A 23913-nucleotide genomic window follows, 5' to 3' on the forward strand; every position below is an offset into this window, starting at 1 on the left:
CCTCTTTTCCAATATAAAAGTCAACCCTATTATACTATAAATGAACGTCACTTCTCGCCTACATGACTCTCCTTTCTAAGAGAAAAACTTACATTAAGAAAAAGAACACCCTTCCCTAATTTCTTTTATTTTTACATAAAATGAAACTTTTGGTTTTCTGGCTCGTATTTATTAGAAAATACTGATTTTTCCGGAGGTCATATGTTTAAAATTAGAGGCTTTTCCCTTATCTTTATATGCTTATTAGCAGCCTGCTCTCAGGAGAATGTAGTTCCTAAAGAGCAGCTACAAGAAGAAAAAATGGATGAAAATATCTTGATAACAGCAGATGGTAAAGTTACCTTTAAAATTATGAATAACATCGAGGCTCCGAAAGAAACTGTGGATACGATAAAAGATGAAATCCGAAAGGCTTATGATGATATTATTCAATCCATCCATACATCCTATGTTCCATCTGAGCAAATAACAGTATTTCTAAATGGGGAAGACACTGAATCATGGGGTTTTGCATCGAGAATAGAATTAGCTATCAGTCAAGAAGGTTATTATCCACTTGTTCATGAAATGACACATTCCTTACTTGGTTATGGGGGCAATTTTGATACTGATCATGGTTATTTTACACAAGAGGGTTATGCGGTCTATATGGACGAACAATTTAGTAAAAGTGAATATGATATCGAAAAGTATATGAAGTATTTTATGGATTCAGATAAATTAATTCCCATTAGCAAATTAATAGATCCATATCAAGACGATGCCTATTTCCGCCCAAATCTTACAAATCTAAATGAGTTGAATACACTTAGATGGATGAGCTATATTCACGCAGCTTCATTTGTTAAATATTTAATTGATACCTATGGACTCGAAAAATTTGAAAACATATACGATAAGAAGGACTTGGCAAATAAAATAGAAGAAGTATACGGAAAAGGAGTTCATGAAATTGAAATGGATTGGTTAGCCTTTATTAATAATCAAAAGGGGTTTACCTATGAAGAAAAGTTTAAATCGCCTGATTTCTATGATAAAAATACAATTATTCTCCAGCTTGATCCTACATATTTTGAAAAGTAGTAAAGAGCCCTACGTTCAGCACAAAAGATCTAAGTTCGCAACATACCGGACTTAGATCTTTCCTTTTTGCCTATACATGCTCTCAACTTCAATTAGGCAATTAGCTTGGCAAACCATGCCACATAATGCGCTCCAGGAATGAATAATAACTGTGCCACAATCGTCCCTAAAAATCTTGAAAACATCATCATGACCGAGGCTTTTTTTAAATCTAAATAGCTTCCCCTTTTATTAATTACATCATCGGCCAGAATGGAGATTTTTGGGTCAATGAATAAAATTAACAGAATGGTCGCTATGCCATTAATTAAACCAGATGCCATAACGGCAGTTGTTTTTAATTCCGGTACTAATAAAGTTGCATACAAAGCAGATAAAACGCCGATGGTATAGATTGCCGTAATGACGATATTCGTAATAAATAATTGTAGAGGGATATCTCGTAATCCAATATCTTTTAAATAGGTAAAGCGGGGCTTATGAATATGCTTCAAGCCACGTCTTACATATTCATACGTAAAACCCTTTTTCATTAATGCTGGGATGGAGCCCCTTTCCTCAGCCAAATGGACGATAGCTCTTGAAAAAATGGCTACGAAAGTTGGGATGAGTAAGATACCTATGAGTGTACCAAGTGATGCCGCTCCAATAATTATTCGAAACTGCTGTTCTACATGTGTCAAGGCATCGTCCACAGGTGCAGTATCGACCAAACTACCCGTAAATGGCTGTTGCATCATATTAGCAAGCCGTGAAACCATGACCATTACATTAAAAAGAGCTAAAGCAGATGCTAGTAATCTGACACGCGCTCCAGATAAACGTACCGCATAGGCAAGCGTTTCAATGGCATGAATGATTAAAATAAACAAGGCAATCATTATCAATTTATTTGTTATTAACTCCACACTGTGTACCTACTCTTTGCTTTCTAACGATTTTACATACTGACGCAAAACAATCAAAATAGTTCCGATAGAAAATCTTACCCTACAAATGAAAGGGTAAGATTTTTTTCATTAGGAGAAAGGAGTACTCGTTTAGTTCCATTCTCCTTCTCTCATTATTTAAACTGCTCTTCTAGACCAAATCACTACGGGAATGAGCAGTAACGACAATAGCCCTCCTGCTAAGGACAATGCCGCATAACTAGCATTCGCTACGACCATTCCTGAAAGAGCACCACCAGATGCCCCTGCCAATGCCACAAATACATCCATTTTTCCTTGTGTTTTAGCTCTTGTAGATGGCTCGGTCGCATCAACGATTTGTGCGGTACCACTAATTAAACCGAAGTTCCAGCCTAACCCTAGTAAAGAAAGTGCTACTATTAATAAAATCATCGAATCGCTTGGAGCGAATGCCGCTAATAAACCCGCTAGTAGCAACGTAACACCAGCGGCAATACTCATGGCTGTTCGTCCAACTTTATCAACAAGAATGCCTGTTACAAGCGATGGCAGATACATAGCACCTACATGAAATCCAATAACAATACCTACTTCCGATAAACCATGTCCATGATGTTTCATATGTACGGGTGTCATCGTCATAATCGCTACCATGACAATTTGTGTTAAAACCATTACGGTTGCCCCTACCGCTAAGCCACGCTTATTCCCCATTGGATGTGTTTTCTGTACTTGATGTTCTTGAGCAAATTTTTGCTTATGCGCCTCTATTCCTTTAGCGATTTCTAAGGGATCAGGACGCAGCAACACGAATAGAACAAATCCTGCTACTATAAAAGCGGCAGCAGATAATAGAAAAGGTCCAGCAAGTGCGGGGATACCCATCGATAGCGCCACTTTTCCCATCAATTCTACTAAATTGGGACCTAAAACTGCGCCGAAAGTTGTCATAAGCATAGTCGTACTAATAGCTGTAGCACGTTGTTTGTCATTCGCTAAGTCTGTACCTGCGTATCGTGCCTGTAAATTGGTTGCAGTTCCTGCTCCATAGATTAATAGAGAGAGAAACAGCATAATTACACTATTAAATATCGCAGCCATGACGACTCCAATGGCTCCTAACCCCCCAACAATAAAGCCAGTAGATAATCCTGTTCGGCGGCCATGACGTTGTGATAATTTACCAACAATGAAAGCCGCACCAGCAGACCCTAACGTAAATAATGCGGATGGTACCCCTGCATAAGCATCGGTTCCAAGCATTTGTTGGGCTAATAAAGCGCCTACTGTAATACCAGCCGCTAGCCCTGCTCCCCCAAATATTTGAGAAAGGCTCACTACTAGTAGTACACGCCTATATAAGCTTTTTAGTTTTTCTGGTGACTCTATATATGATTCTATCGTAACTTCCACTTTTCCAGACATCCTTTACCCCCTCTTTCTAATTTACACACGATTTTATTTGCCACCATATTTGCTCTCCGTTATTCTCCAGCCAACCTCTGCCAATCTAAAACACCCTCTTCTAGCCGGAAAGCTTTAATCCCTTTTGCTGTTAACATTTTTACAGCTTCGGCTGACATTAAGCAATAAGGGCCTCTGCAGTAAGCTACAATGTCAACATGAGTTGGTAATGTAGCTAATTGATCCTCTAACTCTTCAATAGGCATAGAAACGGCTCCTGGAATATGTGCTTGTTCAAACTCTTCTTTTGGTCGAACATCGAGTAATAGCACTTCACCCTTCTCCATCCGTGTTACGAGATCGGCAAGCGTTACTCCCTCGATGCCAAGATGCTCATTAAAAAATTCTTCTTTTATTTGTTGAACCTGAATCAATTGCTTTTCAGATAGTGCATGTAATGTCGTTAAAAATTTAGCAATCACTTCATCTGCTAATTCGTAAATGACAAAATTACCTTCCTTTGAAAACTTTACTAATCTGGCATTAAATAGTGTCTTTAAATGCTGAGACACATTAGCAACGGACATATCTGTACTTTTGGCTAATGCATCAACAGACTTTGGACCTTGAGAGAGAATATCAAGTATTTCTAATCGTTTAGGACTTGATAAACTTTTGCCAATTCTAGCGAACTCTTGATATAACAAGTCCTTTAAATGTCGTTCATGCAATTTCGAGTACCACCTTTCAACTGTTCAATTAATTTATTGAATAGTTGAATCTTAATTCTTTATTTTACCATTGTCAATTACTTAATGTTACGAAGAAAACGATTGTTTAAGCACAAAAAAGAACATGTTTTAAAAACATGTTCTTTCAATAGGACTAGAGGGCATGCATAACGACTTTCTTCTTTTTAGAATACAATAAAAATGTCGTCGTTAAGCTTAAACTAATAATGCCGAACACAAGCCCCATCCCACTTAAGCCGATTAAATCTAGCATCATACCTGTAGATAATAGGACGACCTGAAAGACGACCGAATCGATCATATTTCGGAACGAGAAAAAACGTCCATGGAATTGTTTTGGGACCTGTTTTTGAAAGATAACCATAGTCGTTGGGAAGAAACAGCCTACTGTAAAGCCAAATACCCCAAAAGCGACTAAAGCAAAAAGTTTGATATCTGCTAGTAACAGCAAGAGCTCCATAGATCCAATAATAAATGCCAATGTAAAGAGGAGTGTGCCCATTTGCACTCGATCAGCAATTATTTTTAATCCTGCTGCACCTAGCATAAAGCCGATACCTTCCACTGTATACAACAAACCTGATATCGTTGTAGATTGATGCATTTCCGAGATTTTCATAATGACTAAATTAAAAGAGCCTAAAAATAACGTTGGAATTAACATAAGAACCAATGTCATTAGCACCATTGGATGCTCTTTCACCATCGGTAATACCTCTTTAAAGTTCCCTTTTTCTTTATTCGTTACTGTTGCATTTGTCGCTTCATCTAATTGCAATAAACTAGTAATCACAAACATGACGATATAAACGATCAATGAAATGATATATAACCACTTTAAATCAAAAAAGCTTAGCATAAATCCTGCTGCGGCTGTGCCGATGATTCTAGAAATAGTTCTAGCATTCATTTGCCAGGCATTTAGCGTAATTAAGTCTTGCTCCTTTGCAATCATTGGAATAATCGATTGCAGTGCAGGCATATAAAAGGCAGCTGCTATTTGCAATGTAATTAAAAATAAAATCATCCATACGACCGAATTGGTATAAAGTGCGATAAACATAAATAAAACACTCACTATTCGCCCGATACTTGCCATTTGTACAACTGTTTTTTTCTTCGATTGATCAATAATGCGACCAGCCATAGGCCCTACGACCAAGCCCGCTAAAATCCCACAAGAAATAATTAATGATTTGTGAAAGTCTGAAGGGACAACCTCTTGCATAAAGGCGAGATTTCCAATAATACCAGCCCACAAGCCGAGACCTACGACAAATTCACCTAATAAAATAATCCATACATTTCGATTTCGCCACATGCTGTTCTCCTCGTTGTTCTTACAATGTCATAAAACCTATCGTAACAAAATTTTAAATATTCGTACATAGCGATATAAAAAAATATTGCTAGTCTCTATGCCATTTCGCCCAATTCTATCTTTTTTAAAGAGTATACTATTTTTCCTATAAAAAATACTCATCCAAAAGTTTGAATTATTCAAGCAAAAAACACCGTTTGATGAAAATATCAAACGATGTTTTTTATTAGGATAGTTCTAGTTTATGCACAAGCGCTTTTCTTCTGCGCTCGATTATTTTTTGACTAATTAATGTAATGATAAATAATAAGCCTACAGTTGTGGCCATCATCCCTGCTATAGAGGTATCCCATAGCTTCGCTAAATAATAGCCAATGACAGAAGCACCAGCACCAAAGAACATGCTGTAGGTAAACATTTGCTTAATCGTCTTACTAATTAAATAAGAAGTTGCGGCCGGTCCAATTAGCATGGCAACGACTAAAATGGCTCCTACGCTATCAAATGCTGCAACTGTGGTAAATGAAATCGAGGTCATAAATCCATAGTGGAGAAAGACAACGGGTATACCAATTGTTGCGGCATAGACAGGGTCAAAGGTTGCAAGCTTCATTTCCTTAAAGAATAGTAGCAAAAATACAATATTGATCACTAATACGAGTAAAAGCATCCATACAGCCTTAGGCATGGCTAAACCTAAAACCGTCCATCGATCCCATGGAACGAAAGCAATTTCTCCCATCAAGACATGCTCTACATCCAAATGGACATTACTTGCAAATAATGTAATGAGCAGGACACCCGCCGCGAATAAGGATGTAAATACCACCCCTATCGCTGCATCCTCTTGAATACCAGAAGAATGTAATAATTGAACGAGATAAGCAGTTAAAATACCCGCAACTGCTGCACCTATTAGCATCCAAAAGCCATTCAATGATTGGGTAATAATATAGGCCATCACAATACCGAAGAGTACAGTATGGCTAATGGCATCGGCTATCATAGACATTTTACGCAAAATAAGAAAAACGCCTGCAATCCCACATGTTACACCCACTAATAAGCCAGTTAATACAACCCAAAACTCTATCATCCTATATCACCCTGCTTTCGAAATTGCATTTTTCTACGATATTTATTAATTTGACCAGCAGGACTTATAAAATAGGAGATAAAGAATATACCTGCCGCCACTAGAACGATAATTGGACCGGTTGATAATCCTGTTCGAATCGCGCTAATAAAAGTACCTGTAACACCTGAGATACCTCCAATCGCTGCACTCAACAGGAGCATCGTACTCAGTTTTTTCGTCCATAGTTTGGCGCTTGCCGCAGGAATAATTAATAAAGCTGACATTAATATTACACCTACAGCTTGGATACCTGTAACAATCGTCATGACAATTAATACGGTTAGCGTAGCCTTTAAGGCCTCAATCGGTAAGCCAATTCCTTTTGCATAAACAGGATCAAAGATGAGTAATTTCCATTCCTTATAAAAGAACAGACTAACTAAAATAATTATGGCTGCACTGATGAACAGCCACATTAAATCAGCCTTTGTCATCGTTGCGGCTTTCCCAAAAATAAAGTTATTAAGACCACTTTGTTTTCCAATGGGACTTCTGTTAACAATAGTTAAAAACACAACACCGATGCCAAAAAATACGGTCAGTACTAACCCAATAGCTGCATCCGCCTTCAACTTTGAAAAAGATACAATCCATTGTATACAATACACAGATAAAGCAGATGTAATACCCGCTCCGAGCATTAAAATTGGTAATTCCTTTTGTCCTGTCAGGAGGAATGCAAGCGCGATGCCTGGTAATGCTGCATGTGCCGCAGCATCGCCCACTAAGCTTTGTTTTTGCAAGAAGGAGAAGGTACCTGTTATGCCTGCAGCTATACCGAGTAACATAGTGCCACTAAGTACCCACAATAAGTTACCACTTATCATCATGAACCCTCCTTACGCATGCTGCATCATGAAAAGTTTACCACCATATGTTTTTTGCAATTGTTCTGGTGTAAAAACATCTTCTGTTGCACCTGATGCTAGTATCGTTTTGTTTAATAGAATTGTATAATCAAAATATTCTTTGACCGTTTGAAGGTCGTGATGCACAACAAAAATACTTTTTCCCTGAGCCTTTAATTCTTTTAAAATATCAATGATCGTTTTTTCTGTTGCAGCATCGACCCCAGCAAATGGTTCATCTAAGAAATATATATCTGCATTTTGTGCTAAAGCTCTTGCTAGGAATACACGCTGTTGCTGTCCACCCGAAAGCTGACCTATAGAACGCTCTGCAAAGTCCAGCATCCCTACACTTGCTAATGCTTGCCGAGCAACTAGTTTATCCTGTTTCGTCGGTCTTTTAAATAAACCTGTATGGCCATATCTCCCCATTAACACAACATCGAGAGCATTTGTCGGGAAATCCCAATCAACGGCATTTCGCTGTGGTACATACCCAACTACTAAACTTTTTGGCTCAAAGATTTTGCCTAAAATTTCTACTTTTCCAACTTTATTAGGAAGTTGGTTTAATATAGCCTTTAAAAACGTTGATTTCCCGGCACCATTGGGCCCTATAATTGCAGCTAGATGACCTTTAGGAACCGTCACACAGGCATTTTCCAATACTGTTTTCTTATCATAAGCTACTGAAAGATTTTCCACTGTTAATGCATCCATTTTATCCACCTACTTTAATGCATCGACAATTGTGTCGATGTTATATTGATACATCCCTATATACGTACCTTCTGTTGTGCCTTCCGCACCCATTGCATCCGAAAATAGTTCTCCGCCGATCACAATGTCATGTCCCTTTTCTTTAGCCCCTTCTATAACCGCCTTCATCGCTTTATCAGATACACTAGACTCGATAAAAATGGCCTTGATTTTATGAGCGACTAAGAAATCAACCATTTCCTGAACGTCTTTGACTCCATACTCTGAATCTGTACTTAAGCCTTGTAAGCCACGCACTTCAAAGCCTTGACTTCGACCGAAATAATTAAAAGCATCATGGGCAGTTACTAAAATCCTTTGCGGCTCTGGAATTTCTTCGACACGTTTTTTTGCATAGCTTTGTAATTCATCTAGCTTTTTTAAGTAAGACATTTCATTCTGTTGAAAATCCTCTTTGAATTCTGGGTATTCTTCTTGGAGTTGCAAACTGATTGCTTGGACAACTCCCTTCCAAAGCTCAATATCGAACCATATATGAGGATCATGTAGCATGGCATCACTATCACTAGCAAGTAATTGCTTAGTATCTAATGTTTCCCCAACAGCTAGCACGGTTTTATCTTTTGCCATTTGTTCAAAAATGTCGAGCATCTGTCCTTCCAAATGTAAACCATTGTAAAAAATAACTTCGGCCTTATCCAATTTCGATAAATCGCTTTGGGTAGCCTTGTATAAATGGGGGTCAACCCCTGGTCCCATTAATGCCGATACTTGTAAATGATCACCACTAATTTCTTTTATAGCATCTGCAATTTGTCCTGTTGTGGCGACAACAATTCCTTTTTTTTCTCCATCTGCTTCAGTTGAACAACCGAATAACAGAAGTGAGAGTGATAGTACGAATACACCTAACCATTGTTTCATTAACTTACCTCTACTTTCATTTTATTAGCCATTGCTTGAAAAAAAGCAGTCATGCTGCACCTATAAAGGGGGTGGCGGACATGCCTTATTAAATCTTTTGGCTACGCCCGCCTTGTCAGACTAGCATCATTACATGCATCGCTCTTTCTCATACAGCCACTTTATTTATATAATTTTCCGAATAAACTGGCGCCAGCTCATCCAGAAAAGGATTAATATTATGCCTGCTCCTACAGACTCTGTAAGTTTCCAAAGAATCGTAAGAAGTAATAAAACAACCATTGGAAGAATCGTCAGCTTGAATTCACCTAACTCTTTCATTCACGCACTCTTCTTTCTTTAGAGATATTTTGTTTCCCTTAGGAAAAATATATGCTTAAAACAAAAATAATTCAACTACTTTATGAAAATTTCTTTAAAAAAATTTTTTTCTAGAGGAAAATTTACTTTCGCCCAAACAAAAAATCTCTAATGCTATGATTAGAGATTTTTTATAAAATAGTGCTATTAAATACGGGTCAATCGTTGATTCCTAGCGGTTTTCCTATATATTCAAATGCATAAATATGGGTTCTAGTCAATTCAATGACGTCTGTTATTAAAGCTTCTTCTGATTTTTCATAGCCGCTTGCAATCCATTGCATCATTAATCCGTAGAAGCCATAAGAGGTATAATGTTTGAACATATCCATATTCACCGGTTGATGGTTTATGGTCTCAAAGTTAAATTGCTCTTGATAAATTTTCGTAATTGTCAAAGGCATGCGCGTATGCAATCCAGGAATCGTATCTTCAAAATTTAATAGCTCAAAAAATGTACGATTCTGATAAATGTAATGAATAATATTAAATGAAGGAGCTTTGAGCTTCGTTGTGTACACTTTTTCCCCAAATAGATAGGGTTCCCCCACTGCTTGTTCTAGTCCATTCAACATCTGCTCTAGCAAATTTTCTGCTAGCTCAAATTTATCCTGAAAATGCACATAAAAAGTACTACGATTATAGCCTGCTTGTTCTACAATATCCTTTACTGTAATTGCCTGAAATCCTTGTTTTTTAATTAAATCAACTAAAGTGCTATAAAAATGACGACGGGTTCTTTCCTGTCTTTGTGTCCATTTTATCACTATTTCTTCCTCCCTTTTAGACATTTTATATAGATATGTCTACTAGTTAGACACTTGCCATCACATTAATGATTGTTTCTGTTTTATAGAGTTTTACAATAAAAGTACACCGTGATTGACACAGTGTGCAAGAAAATTTACTTTTATGGGAGTGTCAGATATGGGGAAATTACAAGATAAAGTCGCAATTATTACAGGTGGTGCTTCAGGAATTGGAGCAGCAACTGCTGAATTATTTGTAGCAGAAGGTGCTAAAGTAGTACTTGTAGATCTTAATGAAAAAAAAGGCCAAGCGTTTGCAGCCCAACTGCAAGCAGGCGGAGCAGAGGCTCTCTTTATGAAAGCGAATGTAACAGATGAAAATGAAGTGGCCGCTATTTATCAAACAACACTAGAGACATTTGGCAAAGTCGATGTTCTATTTAATAATGCAGGAATTGGACGAGTAACGCCAACTGAGGAATTACCTTATGCAGAATGGCGTCAAACAGTGAACGTGGATTTAGATGGTGTATTTTTAATGGCACAGGCTGCCATTAAGGAAATGCTAAAAGCCCAAGGCGGGACAATTGTCAATACTGCCTCCATGTATGGATGGGTTGGTTCACCAGGTTCTGCAGCCTACAATGCAGCGAAAGGTGGCGTTATCAACTTAACACGTTCACTAGCACTAGAGTTTGCTACGCGCGGCATTCGTGTCAATGCCCTTTGCCCTGGTTTTATTGATACACCGATTATTCCTGAAGAAAGCAAAGAGCCATTACGTCAAGTAACACCTATGCAACGTTTAGGTCAACCAGAGGAAATGGCAAAAGCCGTTTTATTCATGGCCTGCGATGATTCAACATTTATGACAGGCAACACATTAACGGTGGATGGTGGCTATACTGCCCAATAAATAACACTAAATAATCGCTTCCCCTGTAGTGGGTAGCGATTATTTTTTTATTAAGAAAAATTTGCAGTTTTTATCCATTTCCTGCAAACTATTAACATATCGAGCAGGAAAGGATGAAGATGACAAATGAAAAAATTAATAGGTATATTATTATTTTCCATTCTTATCGTAGGCAGTGCGAGCAATGTACAAGCTGCTGGTTTTAAAGATGTGTCAGAGGATCATTATGCCTATGAAGCTATCTTATGGGCAGAAGAATATGATATTGTGAATGGTTTTGCAGATGGTACATTTAAACCGAATGCTACTATTACCGAGCAGCAATTAGCTAAACTTTTAGCTATTTTTTACGAGCTTGAATCTCCCATTGATGAATTAAAAAAACAGACCCCTTCTGCCATCTGGTCCGATGAATTTTATAACCAGCTTGCTAGCTATGGTGTCCCCTTAAACGGCTATTTCGATAATCGACTACGAGCTGCTACCGTGAAACGTGGTGTCGTGGCACAGGCTATTACTCATTTAGCTAGTGGCAAAAAAGGATTAGATTCATCTATCCAATTTTTACTTGATTACTATATTTCTTCTGGACAAAATCCACAGTATGAAGACCGTAATTTACAAAAGTTTTATGGTGTGACCAACAATATGACACGAGCACAGGTTGTGACAATGCTGTATCGCATGGATGAACGAAATTTTTATGAAATTTCAGGGGATGCACAAGCCATTCATGACAATGCCAACAAATTATCGTTAAACACTCGTGCAAAAAATGCCCAAAATCAGCTGGATAAATCAATGCAACAAACTACACCTAGCAAGAGTGCTTGGGAAGGCGTTTATACGTATTATTATAAATGGGGTAAAGGAACAAATGACTTTAACCGTCGAGATGCAATCATTTCAAACGCCACAAGCAATAGCTTTTCCATTGCTTTAACTGCGAATGATGGGACAGCTACAGGGAAAGTCAACGGGACTGCCACGATAACAAGTTCGAATAAGGCATTAATGAATAAGTCCTCAAACGGCAATCGTTGTGTCGTTGAGCTAGAGCGATTAACGAATAATTCGCTGAAAGTTACAGAAGTGGATTGTCGTGCAGAACGTAGTGAAGGCACCAATTATTCTGGTACGCTAAAACAACAATAGTACACAAGAGAGTCTGATTCGTTCAGGCTCTTTTTTGAGCACCAAAAATTTTATATTGCTCCTTGGCTATGGTAATAAAATCTACAAGGCAAGGCTGCATATGTTTATCTTTATGCCAAGCAATGTCTGTAAAGATTGGTGCTAAGTTGATTGTCGAGTGAATCTCCTCTAATTGTCCATTTGCTAATTCCTTTTCTACGACCATTCTCGGTAAAAATGTAATACCTAAACCAGCCATCACACATTGCTTAATCGCTTCTATACTCGCAAACTCTATCATTTGTAGAGGCAAAATATTTTCCTGCTGTAGCTGTGCTTCTAAATGATTGCGATAGGAGCACCCCGTTTCCGTTAGTAGCATGGTTTCTGTTGAAAGATGAGAAGCGACGAGAGGCTCCCTGCTAGCTTTCGAGGCACTCACAAAAATAAGCTGTTCTTCGAGTAAACGTTCTCGATGTAGCATCGCTGTTTCCTGATATGTATCTGTAATAAAGGCCACATCTAACTTACCTGATTGCAATAACTCCTTGGCAATGTCAGTCGTATGCACAGGCTTAAATATAATTTTCACATGGGGTTGCGCCTGTTGAAATTGCTGCAAAATGCTTGGTAGTCGATAAACACATTGACTTTCCTGTGCCCCTACTTTTAACACTACTTGTTCTTGTTCATTGGACATCGCCTTTTTCATTTCACGATCTAGCTCTAGCATTTTTTCAGCATACTGTTGGAAACGCTTGCCTTCCTCTGTTAAAATGATCCGCTTCCCAAGCCTCTCAAAAAGTATAACCCCTAACTCTTGTTCCAATGTTTTAATTTGCGCAGTAATACTTGATTGAGCGTAGTCTAGTCGCTGTGCCGTTTGTGTAAAGCTTAATGTGTCTGCTGCTGTTAAAAATGTTTGAAGCTGCTTTATATCCATTTCCGCACCCCTCTTAATCATTTTTTTCGATATATCTTTATAAATCATTCACTTTTATCGATAGTAAATCCAGTTTACACTAGCTCAGCAAAAGTGAACAACTTTTCAACCAAAGGAGGTTCAATAAACAGAAAAGGATTTGGAAACGTTATCGTCCAAATCCCTTTTTCATCTCACGCTATTGTAGTTCTTTTCTAAGACATTCAGCAGCTGACATCGCTTTTAAATCTCGGACTATATCTCCTGGTTTATTTCCTTCTCCTAAAATATATCCTTCAAATGATGTCCCCATAAAGTCAAAGATGTGTTGAAACTGCTGGATCATTGGTAACCCTTTTATATAGGGCATATCACCACCAACTGCAATGACATACGCTTTTTTAGAAGACATGTTTTCCTTGAAATGCGGGTAATTTGAATCTCTTAAAGTTTGTGACCATCGATCAATAAAGTTTTTCATCGGCCCTGTCATGCTATACCAATAAATAGGTGTAGAAAATAGTAGAATATCATGCGGAAGTATACGTTCAATGATGGAATTATAATCATCATTGACTGTAGAAAAACCTTCCTCTGTATGGCGTTTATCTATTATAGGTTGAATTGAATAATCCTTAAGATAAATTTCTTCAACTTTTAAATCTTGAGTGACTAATTTTGTTAACGTTTCTGTATTGCCATTCGGACGATTTCCACCATAAATAACGACTATTGACATGTTGGTGATCCCTTCTTCCTTAAAGTTTTTTAGTATTGTTCCCGAATAGTTATATCTTATTATGATTTCACAAATCGATAAAGATGATTATTTCGATAAAATGAATCGAAAAAACCGATTATAGAGAAGTGACTAGCATGGGAATTACATCATGGAAACCTTCAGAAAAAGGATTGGGTTAAGAACTACCTTCCTAATGAACAAACCATCACATTATAATGAATCAAAAATTTTCTTTACCCATTCAAGATACTCACGCATATAGTATTGCTGCTTAAAGCCATGATTCTGACCTTCTGCTACAATTACAGTGACATCCGCATCTGCAGTTCGTGCGGACTGAATATATTCCTGAGGTCCTTTTACCCCTACAGCTGAATCCTTCGTTCCATAAGCAATAAATTGGGGGATATGAGCCGTTCTGAAATGCTTGGATAGATCAGTCTTATGCAAAAGCTCTTCTCGTTCTTCTGGATCTCTAACCACTTGATCATCAAAAGATGCAAAGAGCATCGGGACATTATAGCGGTACGTCAATGCTGGGTAAATCATAGCTGCAGTTGTTACTTGGTCATCAACTGCATCGATAGCATCAAGCTGATAATTTTTTGGAAGCCGTTTTTCTCCCTGAATGAGATTGATAAAACTTCCTGTTTGAAAACCACCTGCACTAAAGCCTATCAACCCAATTTTATTAGGGTGTATACCATAATCATTTGCATGGTAGCGTAGATAACGGACAGCACGCTGCACATCTAATTGGGGAATGGGCCATTCATAGGGATTAGAACGATAGTGTAGAACGAACGCGTTGATACCTGCCTTATTTAATGAATCAGCGATATCTTTTCCTTCAGTAGTGCCGCCATCCATTTCCTTAAAGCCATAGCCACCACCTGGAATCACAATGACCGCACTATCACTGTTTGACACCGTATATGGAATCAAATAGGGCTCATCCTCATAGGTAGACTTTTCATAGCCACCCTCTATTTCATGGACATATGTAAACGTATCAATGGCAGCCTCATTATCTTGATAGTCTTCTCCTACAATATGACCGATAAATTTAAATGTAGCTAGCAGTCTATTAGGATTGCCTTTAATATTCATATCGTCTAGCTTGCTTCCAGAATGATTACCTGCAACTTCTTCTCCCCAAATTTCGACCTTTCGTTCAATATCGGCAACTGGCTTACCTGGTTTATTGCCAAATGGATTGATCTCAAGAAAAGCATAACCAAACCCTATGATCAAAACCAATATAGCTAGCAATATTCCCACAAACTTGGCTGTTTTCTTCATTATTTTCATTATTTTCATCATCATTAACCTCCGTAAGTAGAGAAAAAAGTTAGACGAGCTTCTACGAATTACCTAAAGATGATTTTCTTGACAACTCAAGCATCTTTTTAGCCTTAGCCTTCGTATTTTTTACTTCACTATATGTTCCGCAGGTGAATCTTTTTCAAGTCTAAAATCAAATTTGTCCATGTTTTTATATTGAGGATCTAGATAACTAGTTGTCGCATCACTATTGGAAGCGATTTTAAACTTTTTAAACGAATCATACTCGGTATCCTTCCATATCCAAATACCATCCTGTCCTTTTTCCTGATGAAACACATTCCTCGCCAATTTATTATTTTTATTACTAGTAAAATAGTTGGCTATAAATATTCGAGAAGATCCAGCTGTTAGTATATTTTTTTCGATAACATTATTCTGAGTATCATGCTGTAATAAAAGCTGACCTCCATTTAATTCCATCGTATCATTACGGTAAATAATATTGTGAGAGATAATCGAATTTTTCGTCCCTCCTCTCTCTTCATCATATCCACCAATCGATATTCCTGTGAAAAAATTATTATATACTGTATTATTTAGTACTTTTATATTATCTGCATACTTATTTGCATGTTCAGATGTTACTTCAATTCCGATATCATTCTTAAAAAGAGTATTGTTCTCAATCGTTATATTCTTTCCACCATCGACATATATTCCCCCAGCAGAATAATTCTCGCCATATGCTGGATTACCATAGGAGGAAATTTCATAAACTTGATTATTTTTTACAACACCGTTTCGTACATAGTCCAATTTTTTATCATTTGAAATTCCTTCAAACCCAATCAGATCAATTCCGATATTATTGCATCGACGAACTACATTATTTTCTATTGTAAATCCATCAATGTTCCCATTCAGGACCATCGATTCACTTGCACCTACTATTAAATCTTCCACTGTATTACCTACAATATTTATATCTCTCATTGAACCTGTTCCATAGACAGCGATACCATGGCCATTTCCATCCTCGGCAAAGGTTTTTATCCTTTTCACATGATTATTCGCTACGGTAATATGGCTACTGGAGCCTGTTACATAGATTCCCATCACTGTTTCATCTAGTTGTTCCGTCGTTAAATCCTGGATTGTGAATCCACTAATGGTAATGTAATTTTTATTCTTTATCGTTACAAGAGTTGCATCATCGTCAGTATTTTCCATCGACTCTCCACTAAGAATAACTTCTTCATTTTCATACGCCTTGAAAATAACGGGGTTTAATTTTGTACCACTATGTATAACAGCAAGCTTTCCCTTATAAATGCCTTTCCGTATCAATACGGTTGTCCCTGCTTCCGCTTCTAATGCCGCCTTTTTTAGTGTTCGGTATGGGCTTAATTTTGTACCATTATTGGTATCATCTCCATTGCTGTCTACAAATATTGTCCTATCCTGTTTTGTTTCTGTATCAATCGTCGTTAAAACGATCATCACAGCAGCTATAATCAAAAAAAATAAAATCCATTTTTTCATATCTTCTCCCTTTTCACGATAATTTCTAAAATTTTTTTTGAAACGACGTTAAATGGTCGATTTTCTAATCACAATCTCTGCTAATACTAAATTAATGATAAAGGCTAACCACGCTCCTAATGAATACGAAAATCCATATGGAAGACCCGCTACATAATGCAATATCGTCACAAGTATGTAAATAGTTAGATTAGCAAACGTTAAGAAAAAGCTTCTTAGCATCCAGCTCCGATGACGATGAACTTGTCCTTTTCTTATAAAGCGATAACCGTTTATCGTCGTATGCAACCAGAGTGTATTTAAAATGAAGAAACCAATCGTACTCCATATACCCCCATTTGCGTAGAGCGCTACATAATAGCCTGGAAGTATATTAAATACAATCACCATTACGTAGATTCGACCATTCCAGCGGTGTAGGTGAGGGTTTTTCATTCTCAACGCTCTCGAAAGACCTAATGGCCCAGTCATTAAAGCAATAATGGCTAAAGCAATATGTAGTTGGATCATGACAATCCATAATTTTGCATTCGGAAGTTCTATTTCCTTGTTCGAAAGAAATGTCGAAAATGTCGGATCGACCATAAAATTTTTAGACGTTGTATGTAAAATCCACATTACAGCTATCACCGATAAACTAATGACTAAGCCTTTTCTACTTCTCATGTCCTGCTTCCTCTCTGTTTGTAAAGTGCACTTCGATAGATGCACTAGTGTCTGATCAAAATGGTACATCTGTCTATCTCAAAGTATCTATAAACAGTCTATCATTAAGGACTCTTCTTCCGATACTAATCATTAACCTTTGTTACTAGACAATTTTAAGCGAAAAAAAAAGACCTAATCGCTCTGCAACTAGGTCGTTTTTTTTCTATGCTTCCACTGCTATATGCTGGAAGGTTGTTACATCAAATAACCCTGTATCTGTTAATTTTAAAGCAGGAATTACTGGTAATGCTACAAAAGAGAATGTCAGTAAAAAATGAAAATCTAAAGTTGGGTTGAGCTTCTTTAAAGCACCGTGTAAGCCAGCTAGCTGTTCCTTCGCCTGCTGTGCTGGTACATCTGTCATTAAGCCCCCAATTGTTAAAGGCATCTCCGCGAGAATTTCACCGTCGGCTACAATAACGAAGCCACCTTGGATTTCCTGAATGCGGGAAAGTGCCAGAACCATATCCTCATCATTTGTGCCTACGACAAGAGCATTATGTGAATCATGGGCTACTGTAGTAGCTACTGCGCCTTTTTGTAACCCAAATCCTTTAACAATACCTAAGCCTGTCGTATGCAATTGATGATGGCGTTCGATAACCGCTAATTTCAGTAAATCTTCCTCTACCGATGGGACAAATACGCCGTCTTTCACAGGTACATCTATGACTAAATGATTGGTAATTAGCTGATTCGGCACAATTTCCATCACATTCGCCTTCGTTCCCTTGGTGAATGATAGTTGTAGTCTATCCTTTGTGATGCTAGGTAAATGAACAGAGTGATGAATATGGGCAGGAACTATTGTCTCCTGACGATTTGTCAGCATGTTGCCATTTTCAGCAACTTTATGACCATTCTTCCAAACTGCTTTTGCCTGCATCGTCGATAAATCATCTATACGCACAAAATCAGCTTTATAGCCTGGTGCCAGTACCCCTCGATCAAATAAACGATAGCATTCTGCTGTGTTCACGGTTGCTAGCTGGATTGCCTGCAATGGTGTCATCCCTTCCTCTATTGCCATCGCAACATCGTAATTGATGCTACCTTCATCAATCAGCTCATCCACATATTTATCATCCGTGCAAAAACCAAAGCGACGTGCAGTGTGTGGCTGAACAGCCGGTAATAAATCACGTAAATTCTTCGCTGCTGATCCCTCTCGAATCAGGACATACATCCCCTGCTCTACACGGTCAATGGCTTCTTCAGCTGTCACACATTCATGATCCGTCTGAATACCTGCAGCCCGATAGCCTGTAATTTGCTCACTTTGTAAGCCCGCACAATGCCCATCAATAACTAGATTGGCTTCCTTTGATAATAAAATTTTTTGAAGCATTCCCTCTTTTCCATTTAACACGGCTGGGAAATCCATAACCTCCGCTAAGCCACGAACTTGTTCATGGTGCAGAAATGGCTCCAAATCTTGGGCTGTTAATGTTGCGCCAGCGTTTTCAAACTGTGTCCCTGGTACACTTGAAGGAAGCATCACAAAAATATCCATATCAGCTTTTTGAGCATCATCAAGCATAAATTGGATTCCTTCTGCTCCTGCTACGTTTGCGATCTCATGTGGATCTGTCATCACGGTTGTAATACCATGAGGAATTAAGACACGACTGAACTCCCCCGGTGTTAGCATGGAAGATTCAATATGTATATGGCCATCTATTAATCCAGGAATGACGTAGCTCCCCGCTGCATCCTCTACCACTTTTGCATGAAATCTGTTGTTAGTATCAAGTGCCACAATCATGCCATTCTTCACAACAATGTCCGCTTTCTTCCACGTTAATGTAAAGACATCGGCAACTTGTGCATTTTTAAGAATAAAATCTGCCTCTAATTTACCTTGAGATGATAAAATATTTTGCGTTAATTGTTGTAATTTTGTCGTCATAGCCTATACTCCTTTTTCTTTTAAGAACTATCATGCCTGAAAGTTGTCTATCATTGCAACTATTAATCGTCAAGTCAGTAAAAAACGACCATTGTTTAATGGTCGCTCGAAAATTCTAGCTCTTTTGGTGGTTGTCCTTTTTTATTCATCAAACGCATACGAATAGGTTCAATTTTTAAGGTCACCATTTCATCCTGATTGCCAATAAAAATACTCGTAAAAATTTCTGCAATTTTATTTTTAATTCCTTCTTCGTGTACTTCAGTGAGCTTGCCCTCTATCTCCACATAGGAATCACCAAAGCCCCCATTTTCATAGCCATATAAAATATGGGTATATGGATTTTTACGGAGCTCCTCCATTTTCTCAGAATGCTTATTTGTCACAGTATATAACACAAAATCCTCATGTTGGAACGTCATATAGCGCGAATAAGGTTTCCCGTTTTCTACAGTAGCCATCGTTCCAATTTTTTCACGGTTCAAAACTTCTAAAATTTCTTCGCGTACAGAAGTCATTCATCTCATCCTTTCTTCTATACCTATATTTTGCCCTTTCCACCTAAAGCTAAACTGTTTTTTTTGAAAAATGTGAAATGACAAACTTCGGGCAAATTACAAATCTCTTGTTATAATAATTGGATGGACAACAGGAATTTACGGATGAATGAGGGTTAAAAAATGAAACAAGCTTTTTTTACGCGCTGTTTATTTTTCATAACAGGCATTATCGTGCTATCTTTTGGCATCACATTAACCATTAAAGGGCAGCTTTTTGGCGTAGGCTCTTGGGATGTTTTACATATTGGCTTAACTAACACACTCGGGCTAACAATCGGTTCATGGTCCATCATTTTAGGACTGGCTATTTTAGCGTTTGATATGCTAATAACAAAAAAATTCCCATTGCCAGGAACTTTTATCGATATGTTTTTAGCTGGCATCTTCATAGATATTTTTAATTATTGGCTACCCGATATCGATGGCTTTTGGATGCAACTGGTTTCTTACCTAACAGGGTTAGTATTACTAGGCTGGGGCTGTGGTATGTATATGGTGGCTAATTTAGGAATTGGTCCTCGCGATACCTTAATGCTAATGATGGTTCATAAACTTGGCTGGAGCGTCACACGTTCCCGTACAACCATGGAAGTTACGGTCGCTGTACTTGGCTTCTTACTTGGTGGTCCTATCGGCATTGGTACGGTGATTATGGCCTTTGGACTTGGACCAATTGTACAATTTGCCTTAACTTATAACGAAAAATTATTTATGAGATGGACGGGCGTGAAAAGCGCCGTCATTTAAGCTTTCTGACAATGCAAAGAATGCATTGTCTTTTTTTAGGGAAATAACAAGGAGCCATGTTTGGAAATGGCTCCTTGTTTCACGCTATGCTTCTGGCTCAGACGTATTTTGACCTGTCGCTTCAATCACTTCAGGCGTATCGTCCACTGTGTCATCTTCTTGAACATTTTCAGCAGATGGTGGTGTAATCGTCACCAGTGTATAGTCATCTTCTTGTAAAATTTCAAATGAAAATTGTTGACGTATATCTCCCACGTATAGGGACGTCCCAATTGCTACATTTGTGACATCGATTTCGATTGTTTCGGGAATTTCTGTTGGCTTCACTTTAATACGAACCTCACGATTAGGCTGTAAGAGGAAGCCTCCATCTGCTACTCCGATGGCATCACCGATTACGGTTACTGGAATTTCTACTTCCAGCTCTTCTGACATATTGATCGATTTAAAATCAACATGTTTAATATTCCCCTTTAAAGCACAGCGCTGAACTTCTGATAAAACAGCATTAATACGCTTTCCATCAACATCTAATTGAAAAACACTTTTTGTACCATGCGCTGCAAGCAATTTCGCAAATACTCTTGCGTCTAATGTAATGGCTGTTGATTCCATTTGAAAGCCATAGACAACACCTGGGATGGCACCGTTTTGTCGAAGCTGTGTTAATGAGGATTGGCGTCCTTTTTGGCGTTTATTGGCTGTTAAAACCGTATTCATCGAATATTTCCCCTTTCATGGAAACTAGTCTCATAAATGGTTTTGCCCTTTCCTCGGTTTTTTATACCTGCATGACCTGTTCAAAAAAATGAGCCAAAAAAAGCACCTCTCTGTCTAAAAAACGATGAAGGTGCCTGATGATTACTTATAGTGCTACTTTTTGATTCAGTAAGTCATGTAAATCCTGCAATTTTTTAATTTCATAATGCGGTTCAATGCCACTTGTGTTTTCAACGTTGCGGATATTAAACCAACAAGTATCGATACCGGACTGTATACCACCCTTTATATCGGATGTCAAAGAATCACCAATAATTAACGCTTTTTCTTTATCAAAATTATCAATTCGTTCAAACACATAATCGAAAAAGTCCGGCATAGGCTTTTGATAGCCCGTTTGCTCCGAAATAAAAATGCCTTTAAAATATTGCGCTAAATTCGCATCCACAAGACGTTTATTTTGTGTAACGGTTACCCCATTCGATACTACATATAAATGATAATGATTGGCTAGCTGAGCGATTACCTCATAAGCCCCATCAACATAATGGTGGGCCTCACGCAAATATTTTTGGAAAAGTGATTCAAAATAGGTGCCATCAACTTCTATGCCAAATTCCTTTAAAGCCATCGAAAAACGGGTATTATGTAATGTATTTTTCGTTACTTCTCCACGCTCAAAAGCTCGCCACATCGACTCATTAATTTCTTTGTAACGTGCAATCATCTCGGAAGTAACTACTATGTTTTCTTCTTTAAACATGCGGTCAAGTGCAGCATTTTCAGCCAAATCAAAATCTAGTAACGTATCATCCACATCAAATAATAATATTTCATATTTCGTCATGTCCGTACCTACTTTCTATGATGCATTGTGCTATTTTCTCTATCCATGATAACGTTTTTTTAGAAAAATAACAGTAAAACCACCTTTTTCAGAATAGTAGGACTTGTAGGCGCTTTATCTTCATCCACTTCAGTGTTAATGGATTTGCGAGCATTTTCCTTTATTGGTTAACAAATGTTCGTCTAATCCTAAAATAGCCCTTTCAGTAATTTCATATTTGAAATTATCGATGAATATGAGACAATAGAATGCTAGAAAGGAAGATGTACGAAAGATGACGACCTTACAAAAAATAACGCCTGTCTTTGATCCATGGGAAGCGTATTTAGATGTTGAACAACATGGACAAATGACTCTATCTAATATTGAATTTACAACAACTAACCTTTGTAATATGCGTTGTGCACACTGTGCTGTCGGCTATACATTACAAAATAAAGACCCTGAGGCATTGCCAATAGATTTAATTTTACGTCGCTTAGACGAGATACCTCATTTAAAAACACTTAGTATTACAGGTGGCGAACCGATGATGAGTAAAAAGTCGGTACAAAATTATGTGTTGCCACTTTTGAAATATGCTCATGAACGAGGTGTACGCACACAAATTAACTCTAATTTAACATTGGAGCCAGCACGATACTTATTAATCGCCCCTTATTTAGATGTACTGCATATTTCACATAACTGGGGTACTATCGATGAATTCGTTGAAACAGGCTTTGCCATGATGGAGCGCAAGCCTACTTATGACCAACGTGCAGCTCTGTTCCAGCGCATGATTGATAACTCAAAGATGCTTGCGGAACACGGTGTCATGGTTTCAGCAGAAACCATGCTAAACAAAAAAACTTTACCATACTTAGATCATATTCATAACCAAATTATCCATGAAATGAAATGTGCACGTCATGAGGTACATCCAATGTACCCATCAGATTTTGCTAGTGCCCTCACATCCCTCTCACTAGAGGAAACACGTGAAGCGATCCATCATCTACTAGATATACGTGATGACAATACATGGATGTTATTCGGAACACTTCCATTTTACCCTTGTAGTGCGAATGAAGAAGATCAACGATTACTTCAACGTCTTCGTACAGCGAAAAACGTCACAATGCGTAACGATCCAGATGGCCGTTCACGTTTGAATATCAATATTTTTACGGGCGATGTCATCGTTACTGATTTCGGTGATACACCAGCTCTAGGTAATATTGTACATGACGAGCTTCCAGCAGTATTTGATAAATGGATGGCAACCGATTTAGCTAAATCACTCAATTGCCATTGTCCAGCTGTTAAATGCCTTGGTCCTAACGTTTTAGTAAAAAATATGTATTATCAAGATCAAGCATTTGTTAGTGGCTCTGGCCGCGTTTAAGCGACTCATCACTAAAGAAAGTCCCTCTTGAAGAATCTGTCTCAAAAAGGAATTTCTTTTTATTGTTTTTAAAAAATTTCTCAACTATGTATAAAAAATATGTCGTGGTCTATACTATTAAAGATTTCACTTCAAATCCTATGACTAGGAGGGTTAACCCGATGAGTGCGATTGATCGATAACTCAAAAGGACCATCAAAGCTGAGTAAAGTACAGTTCTTAGGAATATCTTAAGATTCTATGCGGAAGCGAGGCAGTGTGTCATGGAGTATTTAATGTAAG

At 37.9% G+C, this 23913-nt stretch carries 24 protein-coding genes; 5 read left to right on the forward strand and 19 right to left on the reverse strand.

Annotated elements, in window-relative coordinates; all coding sequences use genetic code 11:
* Positions 1–201 precede the first annotated feature (201 nt).
* Entirely contained in the window at positions 202–1083 is an 882-nt protein-coding gene (locus tag KVT27_RS10800; protein ID WP_217581275.1) for a gluzincin family metallopeptidase, read from the forward strand.
* 92 nt (positions 1084–1175) lie between these two features.
* Here the strand turns inward: KVT27_RS10800 and KVT27_RS10805 are convergent, their stop codons facing one another.
* The 10 genes from KVT27_RS10805 to KVT27_RS10850 all read right to left on the reverse strand — a co-directional run bounded on the left by KVT27_RS10805 (position 1176) and on the right by KVT27_RS10850 (position 10252).
* Complete coding sequence (locus tag KVT27_RS10805) at positions 1176–1964, reverse strand: lipid II flippase Amj family protein (protein WP_008178602.1); 789 nt, start codon at positions 1962–1964, stop codon at positions 1176–1178.
* 186 nt (positions 1965–2150) lie between these two features.
* Complete coding sequence (locus KVT27_RS10810) at positions 2151–3419, reverse strand: MFS transporter (RefSeq protein WP_217581276.1); 1269 nt, start codon at positions 3417–3419, stop codon at positions 2151–2153.
* A 59-nt stretch (positions 3420–3478) separates the two neighbouring features.
* Positions 3479–4129, reverse strand: a complete 651-nt coding sequence (locus KVT27_RS10815; RefSeq protein WP_036126672.1) for an ArsR/SmtB family transcription factor — start codon at positions 4127–4129, stop codon at positions 3479–3481.
* A gap of 154 nt (positions 4130–4283) precedes the next feature.
* A complete protein-coding gene (locus tag KVT27_RS10820; protein WP_150907244.1) occupies positions 4284–5471 on the reverse strand; it encodes an MFS transporter in 1188 nt (395 codons plus the stop codon).
* A gap of 226 nt (positions 5472–5697) precedes the next feature.
* Positions 5698–6567 (reverse strand): metal ABC transporter permease, encoded by an 870-nt coding sequence (locus KVT27_RS10825; protein ID WP_208705803.1) that lies wholly within the window; start codon positions 6565–6567, stop codon positions 5698–5700.
* The gene (locus KVT27_RS10830) at positions 6564–7436 is read right to left on the reverse strand and encodes a metal ABC transporter permease (protein ID WP_217581277.1); all 873 of its coding nucleotides are present in this window, start codon (positions 7434–7436) and stop codon (positions 6564–6566) included. The genes KVT27_RS10825 and KVT27_RS10830 overlap by 4 nt, the downstream gene beginning before the upstream one ends.
* 12 nt (positions 7437–7448) lie before the next feature.
* Complete coding sequence (locus KVT27_RS10835) at positions 7449–8177, reverse strand: metal ABC transporter ATP-binding protein (protein ID WP_025116239.1); 729 nt, start codon at positions 8175–8177, stop codon at positions 7449–7451.
* Between the two features lie 9 nt (positions 8178–8186).
* The gene (locus KVT27_RS10840; RefSeq protein WP_039391594.1) at positions 8187–9101 is read right to left on the reverse strand and encodes a metal ABC transporter solute-binding protein, Zn/Mn family; all 915 of its coding nucleotides are present in this window, start codon (positions 9099–9101) and stop codon (positions 8187–8189) included.
* 165 nt (positions 9102–9266) lie between these two features.
* Positions 9267–9422, reverse strand: a complete 156-nt coding sequence (locus tag KVT27_RS10845) for a hypothetical protein (protein ID WP_008180975.1) — start codon at positions 9420–9422, stop codon at positions 9267–9269.
* A gap of 197 nt (positions 9423–9619) precedes the next feature.
* Entirely contained in the window at positions 9620–10252 is a 633-nt protein-coding gene (locus KVT27_RS10850; protein WP_217581278.1) for a TetR/AcrR family transcriptional regulator, read from the reverse strand.
* 136 nt (positions 10253–10388) lie between these two features.
* Between KVT27_RS10850 and KVT27_RS10855 the strand changes: the two genes are divergently transcribed.
* Together KVT27_RS10855 and KVT27_RS10860 are read left to right on the forward strand one after the other, a co-directional pair.
* Complete coding sequence (locus tag KVT27_RS10855) at positions 10389–11126, forward strand: SDR family NAD(P)-dependent oxidoreductase (RefSeq protein WP_217581279.1); 738 nt, start codon at positions 10389–10391, stop codon at positions 11124–11126.
* A 126-nt stretch (positions 11127–11252) separates the two neighbouring features.
* Complete coding sequence (locus KVT27_RS10860; RefSeq protein WP_217581280.1) at positions 11253–12281, forward strand: S-layer homology domain-containing protein; 1029 nt, start codon at positions 11253–11255, stop codon at positions 12279–12281.
* A gap of 22 nt (positions 12282–12303) precedes the next feature.
* On the opposite strand, the gene KVT27_RS10865 is transcribed toward KVT27_RS10860, so the two are convergent.
* From KVT27_RS10865 to KVT27_RS10895, 7 genes are all read right to left on the reverse strand, one after another.
* Positions 12304–13203 carry a LysR family transcriptional regulator gene (locus tag KVT27_RS10865; protein ID WP_150907243.1) on the reverse strand — a complete coding sequence of 300 codons (900 nt, stop codon included), beginning with the start codon at positions 13201–13203 and terminating at the stop codon, positions 12304–12306.
* Between the two features lie 178 nt (positions 13204–13381).
* A complete protein-coding gene (locus tag KVT27_RS10870; RefSeq protein WP_150907242.1) occupies positions 13382–13921 on the reverse strand; it encodes a flavodoxin family protein in 540 nt (179 codons plus the stop codon).
* Between the two features lie 213 nt (positions 13922–14134).
* A complete protein-coding gene (locus tag KVT27_RS10875) occupies positions 14135–15244 on the reverse strand; it encodes an alpha/beta hydrolase (protein WP_254636093.1) in 1110 nt (369 codons plus the stop codon).
* 111 nt (positions 15245–15355) lie between these two features.
* Positions 15356–16753 (reverse strand): right-handed parallel beta-helix repeat-containing protein, encoded by a 1398-nt coding sequence (locus KVT27_RS10880; protein WP_217581281.1) that lies wholly within the window; start codon positions 16751–16753, stop codon positions 15356–15358.
* Between the two features lie 48 nt (positions 16754–16801).
* A complete protein-coding gene (locus KVT27_RS10885) occupies positions 16802–17419 on the reverse strand; it encodes a DUF2306 domain-containing protein (RefSeq protein WP_217581282.1) in 618 nt (205 codons plus the stop codon).
* 205 nt (positions 17420–17624) lie between these two features.
* Positions 17625–19370, reverse strand: a complete 1746-nt coding sequence (ade, locus tag KVT27_RS10890; RefSeq protein ID WP_036148870.1) for an adenine deaminase — start codon at positions 19368–19370, stop codon at positions 17625–17627.
* Between the two features lie 95 nt (positions 19371–19465).
* Positions 19466–19888: a pyridoxamine 5'-phosphate oxidase family protein gene (locus KVT27_RS10895; protein WP_036126690.1), complete on the reverse strand. Its 423-nt coding sequence runs from the start codon at positions 19886–19888 to the stop codon at positions 19466–19468.
* 162 nt (positions 19889–20050) lie between these two features.
* On the opposite strand from KVT27_RS10895, the gene KVT27_RS10900 reads away from it, so the two are divergent.
* Positions 20051–20677, forward strand: coding sequence for a YczE/YyaS/YitT family protein (locus tag KVT27_RS10900; protein ID WP_025116225.1), 627 nt, complete (start codon positions 20051–20053; stop codon positions 20675–20677).
* Between the two features lie 84 nt (positions 20678–20761).
* Here the strand turns inward: KVT27_RS10900 and KVT27_RS10905 are convergent, their stop codons facing one another.
* Both KVT27_RS10905 and KVT27_RS10910 read right to left on the reverse strand, forming a co-directional pair.
* Positions 20762–21397, reverse strand: coding sequence for a 50S ribosomal protein L25/general stress protein Ctc (locus KVT27_RS10905; RefSeq protein ID WP_036148871.1), 636 nt, complete (start codon positions 21395–21397; stop codon positions 20762–20764).
* A gap of 145 nt (positions 21398–21542) precedes the next feature.
* Positions 21543–22244 carry a YjjG family noncanonical pyrimidine nucleotidase gene (locus tag KVT27_RS10910; RefSeq protein WP_036148875.1) on the reverse strand — a complete coding sequence of 234 codons (702 nt, stop codon included), beginning with the start codon at positions 22242–22244 and terminating at the stop codon, positions 21543–21545.
* Positions 22245–22518: 274 nt separating this feature from the next.
* On the opposite strand from KVT27_RS10910, the gene yfkAB reads away from it, so the two are divergent.
* Positions 22519–23631, forward strand: coding sequence for a radical SAM/CxCxxxxC motif protein YfkAB (gene yfkAB / locus KVT27_RS10915; RefSeq protein WP_036148877.1), 1113 nt, complete (start codon positions 22519–22521; stop codon positions 23629–23631).
* Positions 23632–23913 lie beyond the last annotated feature (282 nt).

Origin of the sequence: Lysinibacillus sp. GbtcB16 (genome assembly GCF_019091145.1) — a bacterium.
Taxonomy (GTDB): domain Bacteria; phylum Bacillota; class Bacilli; order Bacillales_A; family Planococcaceae; genus Lysinibacillus; species Lysinibacillus fusiformis.

What these genes read in the sequence shown, in the direction of transcription:
- KVT27_RS10805 (WP_008178602.1), bottom strand. Translation starts at nt 1,964, where the DNA reads ATGATTGCCTTGTTTATTTTAATCATTCATGCCATTGAAACGCTTGCC.
- ade (WP_036148870.1), bottom strand. Translation starts at nt 19,370, where the DNA reads ATGACGACAAAATTACAACAATTAACGCAAAATATTTTATCATCTCAA.
- KVT27_RS10865 (WP_150907243.1), bottom strand. Translation starts at nt 13,203, where the DNA reads ATGGATATAAAGCAGCTTCAAACATTTTTAACAGCAGCAGACACATTA.
- KVT27_RS10840 (WP_039391594.1), bottom strand. Translation starts at nt 9,101, where the DNA reads ATGAAACAATGGTTAGGTGTATTCGTACTATCACTCTCACTTCTGTTA.
- KVT27_RS10860 (WP_217581280.1), top strand. Translation starts at nt 11,253, where the DNA reads ATGAAAAAATTAATAGGTATATTATTATTTTCCATTCTTATCGTAGGC.
- KVT27_RS10810 (WP_217581276.1), bottom strand. Translation starts at nt 3,419, where the DNA reads ATGTCTGGAAAAGTGGAAGTTACGATAGAATCATATATAGAGTCACCA.
- KVT27_RS10835 (WP_025116239.1), bottom strand. Translation starts at nt 8,177, where the DNA reads ATGGATGCATTAACAGTGGAAAATCTTTCAGTAGCTTATGATAAGAAA.
- KVT27_RS10845 (WP_008180975.1), bottom strand. Translation starts at nt 9,422, where the DNA reads ATGAAAGAGTTAGGTGAATTCAAGCTGACGATTCTTCCAATGGTTGTT.
- KVT27_RS10855 (WP_217581279.1), top strand. Translation starts at nt 10,389, where the DNA reads ATGGGGAAATTACAAGATAAAGTCGCAATTATTACAGGTGGTGCTTCA.
- KVT27_RS10905 (WP_036148871.1), bottom strand. Translation starts at nt 21,397, where the DNA reads ATGAATACGGTTTTAACAGCCAATAAACGCCAAAAAGGACGCCAATCC.
- KVT27_RS10825 (WP_208705803.1), bottom strand. Translation starts at nt 6,567, where the DNA reads ATGATAGAGTTTTGGGTTGTATTAACTGGCTTATTAGTGGGTGTAACA.
- KVT27_RS10820 (WP_150907244.1), bottom strand. Translation starts at nt 5,471, where the DNA reads ATGTGGCGAAATCGAAATGTATGGATTATTTTATTAGGTGAATTTGTC.
- KVT27_RS10880 (WP_217581281.1), bottom strand. Translation starts at nt 16,753, where the DNA reads ATGAAAAAATGGATTTTATTTTTTTTGATTATAGCTGCTGTGATGATC.
- KVT27_RS10870 (WP_150907242.1), bottom strand. Translation starts at nt 13,921, where the DNA reads ATGTCAATAGTCGTTATTTATGGTGGAAATCGTCCGAATGGCAATACA.
- KVT27_RS10885 (WP_217581282.1), bottom strand. Translation starts at nt 17,419, where the DNA reads ATGAGAAGTAGAAAAGGCTTAGTCATTAGTTTATCGGTGATAGCTGTA.
- yfkAB (WP_036148877.1), top strand. Translation starts at nt 22,519, where the DNA reads ATGACGACCTTACAAAAAATAACGCCTGTCTTTGATCCATGGGAAGCG.
- KVT27_RS10910 (WP_036148875.1), bottom strand. Translation starts at nt 22,244, where the DNA reads ATGACGAAATATGAAATATTATTATTTGATGTGGATGATACGTTACTA.
- KVT27_RS10830 (WP_217581277.1), bottom strand. Translation starts at nt 7,436, where the DNA reads ATGATAAGTGGTAACTTATTGTGGGTACTTAGTGGCACTATGTTACTC.
- KVT27_RS10895 (WP_036126690.1), bottom strand. Translation starts at nt 19,888, where the DNA reads ATGACTTCTGTACGCGAAGAAATTTTAGAAGTTTTGAACCGTGAAAAA.
- KVT27_RS10800 (WP_217581275.1), top strand. Translation starts at nt 202, where the DNA reads ATGTTTAAAATTAGAGGCTTTTCCCTTATCTTTATATGCTTATTAGCA.
- KVT27_RS10875 (WP_254636093.1), bottom strand. Translation starts at nt 15,244, where the DNA reads ATGAAAATAATGAAAATAATGAAGAAAACAGCCAAGTTTGTGGGAATA.
- KVT27_RS10900 (WP_025116225.1), top strand. Translation starts at nt 20,051, where the DNA reads ATGAAACAAGCTTTTTTTACGCGCTGTTTATTTTTCATAACAGGCATT.
- KVT27_RS10850 (WP_217581278.1), bottom strand. Translation starts at nt 10,252, where the DNA reads ATGTCTAAAAGGGAGGAAGAAATAGTGATAAAATGGACACAAAGACAG.